The sequence below is a fragment of the Bradyrhizobium sp. Rc2d genome (assembly GCF_900099855.1).
Lineage (GTDB): Bacteria > Pseudomonadota > Alphaproteobacteria > Rhizobiales > Xanthobacteraceae > Bradyrhizobium.
Map to the genome: position 1 here is coordinate 1 of NZ_FNCU01000104.1, position 5341 is coordinate 5341.

The 5341-nt window shown below is 64.4% G+C and carries 7 protein-coding genes; 4 read left to right on the forward strand and 3 right to left on the reverse strand.

The genetic code is table 11. From position 1 onward, the window contains the following. Positions 1-105: 105 nt before the first annotated feature. Both BLV07_RS45585 and BLV07_RS45590 read right to left on the reverse strand, forming a co-directional pair. Positions 106-507 carry a RidA family protein gene (locus BLV07_RS45585; RefSeq protein ID WP_091899125.1) on the reverse strand — a complete coding sequence of 134 codons (402 nt, stop codon included), beginning with the start codon at positions 505-507 and terminating at the stop codon, positions 106-108. Positions 508-714: 207 nt separating this feature from the next. After that, on the reverse strand, positions 715-1560 hold the full coding sequence (locus BLV07_RS45590; protein ID WP_091899126.1) for a cell envelope integrity EipB family protein: 846 nt from the start codon (positions 1558-1560) through the stop codon (positions 715-717). 241 nt (positions 1561-1801) lie between these two features. On the opposite strand from BLV07_RS45590, the gene BLV07_RS45595 reads away from it, so the two are divergent. The 4 genes from BLV07_RS45595 to BLV07_RS45610 all read left to right on the forward strand — a co-directional run bounded on the left by BLV07_RS45595 (position 1802) and on the right by BLV07_RS45610 (position 4957). Beyond that, a complete protein-coding gene (locus tag BLV07_RS45595) occupies positions 1802-2269 on the forward strand; it encodes a RidA family protein (RefSeq protein ID WP_018321130.1) in 468 nt (155 codons plus the stop codon). Positions 2270-2274: 5 nt separating this feature from the next. After that, a complete protein-coding gene (locus BLV07_RS45600) occupies positions 2275-3021 on the forward strand; it encodes a glycerophosphodiester phosphodiesterase (protein ID WP_091899127.1) in 747 nt (248 codons plus the stop codon). A gap of 205 nt (positions 3022-3226) precedes the next feature. Then, the gene (locus tag BLV07_RS45605) at positions 3227-4468 is read left to right on the forward strand and encodes a GNAT family N-acetyltransferase (protein WP_091899129.1); all 1242 of its coding nucleotides are present in this window, start codon (positions 3227-3229) and stop codon (positions 4466-4468) included. Positions 4469-4528: 60 nt separating this feature from the next. Further along, positions 4529-4957 carry an HIT family protein gene (locus BLV07_RS45610; protein ID WP_091899128.1) on the forward strand — a complete coding sequence of 143 codons (429 nt, stop codon included), beginning with the start codon at positions 4529-4531 and terminating at the stop codon, positions 4955-4957. 83 nt (positions 4958-5040) lie between these two features. Here the strand turns inward: BLV07_RS45610 and BLV07_RS48470 are convergent. Continuing rightward, positions 5041-5341: transposase (locus BLV07_RS48470; protein WP_210187796.1), on the reverse strand; the 301-nt coding region annotated here is incomplete at its 5' end.

Here is a 5341-nt window from a genome sequence, read left to right on the forward strand (position 1 = left end):
GCTTCCAAGCAAAAATACGCCCGACCCTCGGCTACGCCATATAATCAGGGGCGAAACACAATTCTTGCCCACTCTCTTCGCTCCATCCGGGCTACAAGAGAGACCTCAATCCGCGACGGCCACCGCCTCGATCTCGATCAGCCATTCCGGCGCGGCGAGCGCGGAGACACCGACAAGCGTAGAGGCCGGCGGCTCCATGCCTTCGAAGAAGACGGAGCGGGCTTTGCCGATGATGGGGCGCAGCTCCGGCTTGTAGTTCACGACGAAGGTCGTGATCTTGACGATGTTGGCGTAGCTCGCCCCCGCCGCTTTCAGCGCGTGGCCGAGATTCTGCATCACCTGCGTCGTCTGCGCGGCAATATCGCCCTCGCCGACGATCCGCCCCTCCTCGTCCACTGAGACCTGGCCGGAGATGTAAATGGTGCGGGCGCCGGTAGCGGTCACGACGTGCGAATAGGCGGGATTGTGATGCAGGCCGCTGGGGCGGAGATGGTCGAGCTTGGGCATGGTGCTGGCCTCCCGGATGTTTGTGGTTGGGAGGAGCGTAGCTGGAGAGCGCGCGGAGAGCCAGCCCCGTCATTGCGAGGAGCTCTTGCGACGAAGCAATCCAGAATTTTTCCGCGGAGAGATTCTGGATTGCTTCGCGGAGCCTGTCATCGGGCCGCGCTGCGCGCGGACCCGGTGGCTCGCAATGACGGAGGAGAGACAGGTCCCTCAATTACAGGGCTTGCTGTCCTTCACGTCGAACTTGCCCATCGCGCCGGAGATCACGAAATCGTTGTAATCGAGCACGAGCTGGCGGGAGACGCCGTTCTCGTAGAGCTCGAACGCCATCGCGTAGACCGGCGTCTGCTCGCCTTCCTTCTGCTGCGCGTCGCGGTCGAAGTAACTGACGGTGACGGGCCAGCGCTTGAGCGATTTCATATGCTCGTCGGACGTCGACGGATCGGACGCGGTGGCACGATCGGCAGGGATCGGCTGGCCGATCACGGTCAGCGTGTTGTAGACCTTCTGGCCGTCGTCGGAGCCGTCATAGACGGAGAGCTCGAGCAGCGACTTGCCTTCGTTCGCCGCAGCGATGATGCGCTGGATCTGCTCGGTCGGGAATACGATCTTGCCGTCGAGGGTAAATGTCTTCGGCGCCGGCAGTTTCAGCTTGACGTTGATGTGGTCGCCGTCGCGCTCGGCTGAGCCGTCGACGCGGCCGGCATCCGCCTCGTTCATGCGCGTCTCGATGTTGAAGCGGTAGCTCTTGCCGGCGGCGTCCTCCCAGGAATTGGAGCGGAGGTCGCTCAGCGTGACCTTACCCTCGCCGCTGTCGAGCTCGGAGACCTGGCGGAATTCCGAGGTATAACCCTCGCAGGCATTCCCCGTGAAATTGTAGAGGATGCGGCCGCGGGCACTGTTGACCGAGTTGGAGCGCGATTTCACGAGGCTGAGGTCATAAAGCGCCTGGTGCGCGAGGAACGGACCCTTGGCGGCCTGCGCCCCGCCGCCAAGGCCGACAGTGGCCGCCGCGAGCGCCATCACACCGAGCGAAGTCCGGAAAAGGTGCACCATGTCTGTTCCTTGAGGATGCGTCCTTGGGGAAGCGCAGATTAGACATTTTAATGACCGATCCATTGCGTCGCAACTGAGGCCGTTTCACGTAAAGTTGCGGCTCCCGCGTTGAACCTCCTCCCCTGCCTCAACAAAATGCCGTCCCTCCGGTTGCTTGCATGTGGCGGCACGATGAGCGAAACAGGACCGCCGGCCTCCAGAGGCGTCGGGGCAGATGAATTCTTGGACAACGAGGTCGAACATGGCTGGCACAGTCGAGCAGAAACTGGCGGAACAAGGCATCAAGCTGCATGAAGCCCCCACTCCCGTCGCCAACTATGTGCCGTTCGTGCGCACCGGCAATTTGCTGTTCGTCTCCGGCCAGGTCTGCTTCGATCCCGCCGGCAAGCTGATCGCCAAGGGCAAGCTGGGTGCCGGCGTCTCGATCGAAGACGGCGCTGCGGCCGCCCGCGGCTGCGCGGTAAACCTGCTGGCCCAGGTCAAGGCCGCGCTCGGCGACCTCGACAAGGTCGTGCGCGTGGTCCGCCTCGGCGGTTTCATCAACTCGGCGCCCGATTTCCTGGACGGACCCAAGGTGCTGAACGGTGCTTCCGACCTGATGGTCGCGGCCTTCGGTGACAAGGGTCGCCATGCCCGCACCACCGTCGGGGTCGCCTCGCTGCCTGCCGACGCGGCGGTCGAGGTCGACGGCGTGTTCGAGGTCGCCTGACGCGAATGCGCGCTCCGGATTGGCTGACAGCCCGGCCGGTCGCCCATCGCGGCCTGCATGACATTTCGCGCGGCATGGTGGAAAACATGCCGGGCGCGGTCCAGGCCGCGATCGCAGGCAATTTTTCGATCGAGGTCGATATCCAGCTCTCCGCCGATGGCGAGGCCATGGTGCATCACGACCACGCGCTCGGCCGCCTCACCGAGGCTGCCGGAGAGGTGATCGGAAAGACCGCGGCCGAGCTGAAAGCCGTCAAGTTCAAGGACACGCCGGAGCGGATGATGTCGCTCGGCGACCTCTGCGCCCTGGTCGCCGGCCGGGTACCGCTGGTGATCGAGGTGAAGAGCCATTTTGGCGGCGACCGCAAGCTGGTGAGGCGAATGGCCGAGGTGCTGGCGTCCTATGACGGTCCCGCCGTCGGCATGTCCTTCGATCCCGACCAGGTGCTGGCGCTGCGCGAGCTGCTGCCCTCCCGCCCGCGCGGCATCGTCGCGCAGCGGACCTATGAGGACGAGTACTGGGCCAAGCTGACGCAGGCGCAGCGCGACAGCATGCTGTACCTGCGTCACGGCTTCCAGACCCAGCCCCACTTCGTGGCGTTCAAAGTCGACCACCTGCCGGCCCCCACCCCCTGGATTGCCCGCAACGTCTTCGGCTGTGCCCTTCTCGGCTGGACAGTGCGCACGCCGGAGCAGCGGACGCGGGTCGGGCAGCATGCCGATCAGATGATTTTTGAGGGGTTCGTGCCGTAGGGTACGAACGCGCTCGTGTCCCGGACAAGCTGCAACGCTCCAAGCGTTGCGGCGCAGAGCCGGGACCCATCCCTCCGCGAACGTGCTGCCACATGGGCCCCGGCTCTGCAGCGCCCAGCTGAAGGAGCGCTGCGCTGCGTCCGGGGCACGAGAGACGCGTTCCCCACCCTTGAAGTCGCTGCTGCAATGCACGATCTTGGGGACGATGGCATCATCCGAAATCACGCTCGAGGCCGTACCTTCGATTGGCGAAGTGGCACCGGAGGATTGGGACGCCTGCGCCAATCCCGGCAAGGCTTGCAATGGGAATGGCACGGGAACCTCATCCGCCCTTCCAGGCGATTCCGCCGGTCTCTTAAAGTCGGCCTATAACCCGTTCGTCTCACACGCATTTCTCTCCGCCGCTGAGAAATCGGGTTCAGCGACGATCCGCACCGGCTGGGGACCGCGGCATCTCGTGGCCAAGCTCGACGGCCGCGTCGCGGGCGTCGTGCCCTGCTATCTGAAATCGCACTCGCAGGGCGAATATGTTTTCGACCGCGGCTGGGCGGACGCCTATGAGCGCGCCGGCGGGCGCTACTATCCGAAGCTCCAGGTCTCGGTTCCGTTCACCCCGGCCACAGGACCGCGTCTGCTGGTCCGCGACGGTGTCGACCGCGGGCGGATCACCGAGGCTCTGGCGAGCGGGCTGGTGGCGCTGTGCGGGATCAGCAAGGCCTCCTCGGTGCACGTCACCTTCGCCCGCGAGGCCGAATGGAAGCTGCTCGCCAGACACGGCTTCCTCCAGCGCACCGACCAGCAGTTCCACTGGCACAATGACGGCTTTGCGAGCTTCGATGACTTTCTGGCGACGCTGAACTCGCGCCACCGCAAGTCGATCAAGCGCGAGCGACGCGATGCGCTCGCCGCCGGCATCACCATCCACTGGCGCACGGGCAAAGACATCACCGAGGATGCCTGGGACGCGTTCTTCGAATTCTACATGGAGACCGGCTCGCGCAAATGGGGCCGGCCGTATCTGACGCGCGAGTTCTTCTCGCTGATCGGCGAGACGATGAGCGAGGACGTGCTGCTGGTGATGGCCCGCCGCAACAATCGCTGGATCGCGGGCGCGATCAACTTCATCGGCTCAGACACGCTGTTCGGCCGCAACTGGGGCGCGGTCGAGCATCATCCGTTCCTGCATTTCGAGGTCTGCTACTATCAGGCGATTGAATTCGCCATCAAGCGCGGCCTCCGGCACGTCGAGGCCGGCGCACAGGGCGAGCACAAGATCGCACGCGGCTATCTGCCGAAGACGACCTATTCCGCCCACTTCATCGCCGATCCGGGCCTGCGGCGCGCCATCGACGACTATCTCAAGCGCGAACGCGCGTATGTTGCGGAAGCCGGACGCGAACTCGCCGAGCTCGGCCCGTTCCGCAAAGGCGCCGACGAGGCGCCTTGACGCCTCGCCGTTGCTGGTGACAGTAAGCGCAAAATCTCGAGGAGCCGCCGAGGAGCTATCATGACCGCCTACGACACCAACAACATCTTCGCAAAGATCCTGCGCGGCGAGCTGCCCTCCTACAAGGTGTACGAGGACGAGCACGTCTTCGCCTTTCTCGACATCATGCCGCGCGTGCCTGGCCACACGCTGGTGATCCCGAAGGCCGCTGCCCGCAACATCCTCGACATCAGACCGGACGACTTCGCCCATGTCGCCCGCGGCGCGCACAAGATCGCGGCGGCAGCGATGAAGGCGTTCGAAGCCGACGGAATCACCGTGCAGCAGTTCAACGAGCCCGCCGGTGGACAGGTGGTGTTTCATCTCCACATGCACGTGATGCCGCGCCGCGACGGTGTCGCCATGCTGCCGCCCGCGAGCCGCAAGGAAGACACCAACGTGCTGGAACAGCACGCAGCCAAGCTGATGGCGGCGTTGAAGGCGGGGTAGATCTCTCCGCTCGTCATTCCGGGGCGGGCCCCGTAGCCCGGATGGAGCGAAGAGAGTGGGCAAGAATTGTGTTTCGCCCCTGATTATATGGCGTAGCCGAGGGTCGGGCGTATTTTTGCTTGGAAGCGCGGTGCCGTGGCTTGTAGGCGGGTGACGGCGTTAAGCAGCCAGAACGCCCAATGTGGATGGCAATTGGCCAGATAGGCCATGAAGCTGTCGATTCCGAGGATGCTCAATACGCGGGAGAAGTTGTAGCAGAGCGCCATCAGGCTCCATTCGCCGCGCACCTTGTCGAAGCCGCGGACGAGGAAGTGGCGGTAGCCCGCCCGGCATTTGAGGGTGCCGAAGGGGTGTTCGGCGAGTTCGGCCCGGCGGCGCATCTGC

Bases quoted from the DNA above. Each gene is read 5' to 3' on its own strand.
- BLV07_RS45585 (WP_091899125.1), bottom strand. From the start codon at position 507: ATGCCCAAGCTCGACCATCTCCGCCCCAGCGGCCTGCATCACAATCCC.
- BLV07_RS45590 (WP_091899126.1), bottom strand. From the start codon at position 1,560: ATGGTGCACCTTTTCCGGACTTCGCTCGGTGTGATGGCGCTCGCGGCG.
- BLV07_RS45595 (WP_018321130.1), top strand. From the start codon at position 1,802: ATGGCTGGCACAGTCGAGCAGAAACTGGCGGAACAAGGCATCAAGCTG.
- BLV07_RS45600 (WP_091899127.1), top strand. From the start codon at position 2,275: ATGCGCGCTCCGGATTGGCTGACAGCCCGGCCGGTCGCCCATCGCGGC.
- BLV07_RS45605 (WP_091899129.1), top strand. From the start codon at position 3,227: ATGGCATCATCCGAAATCACGCTCGAGGCCGTACCTTCGATTGGCGAA.
- BLV07_RS45610 (WP_091899128.1), top strand. From the start codon at position 4,529: ATGACCGCCTACGACACCAACAACATCTTCGCAAAGATCCTGCGCGGC.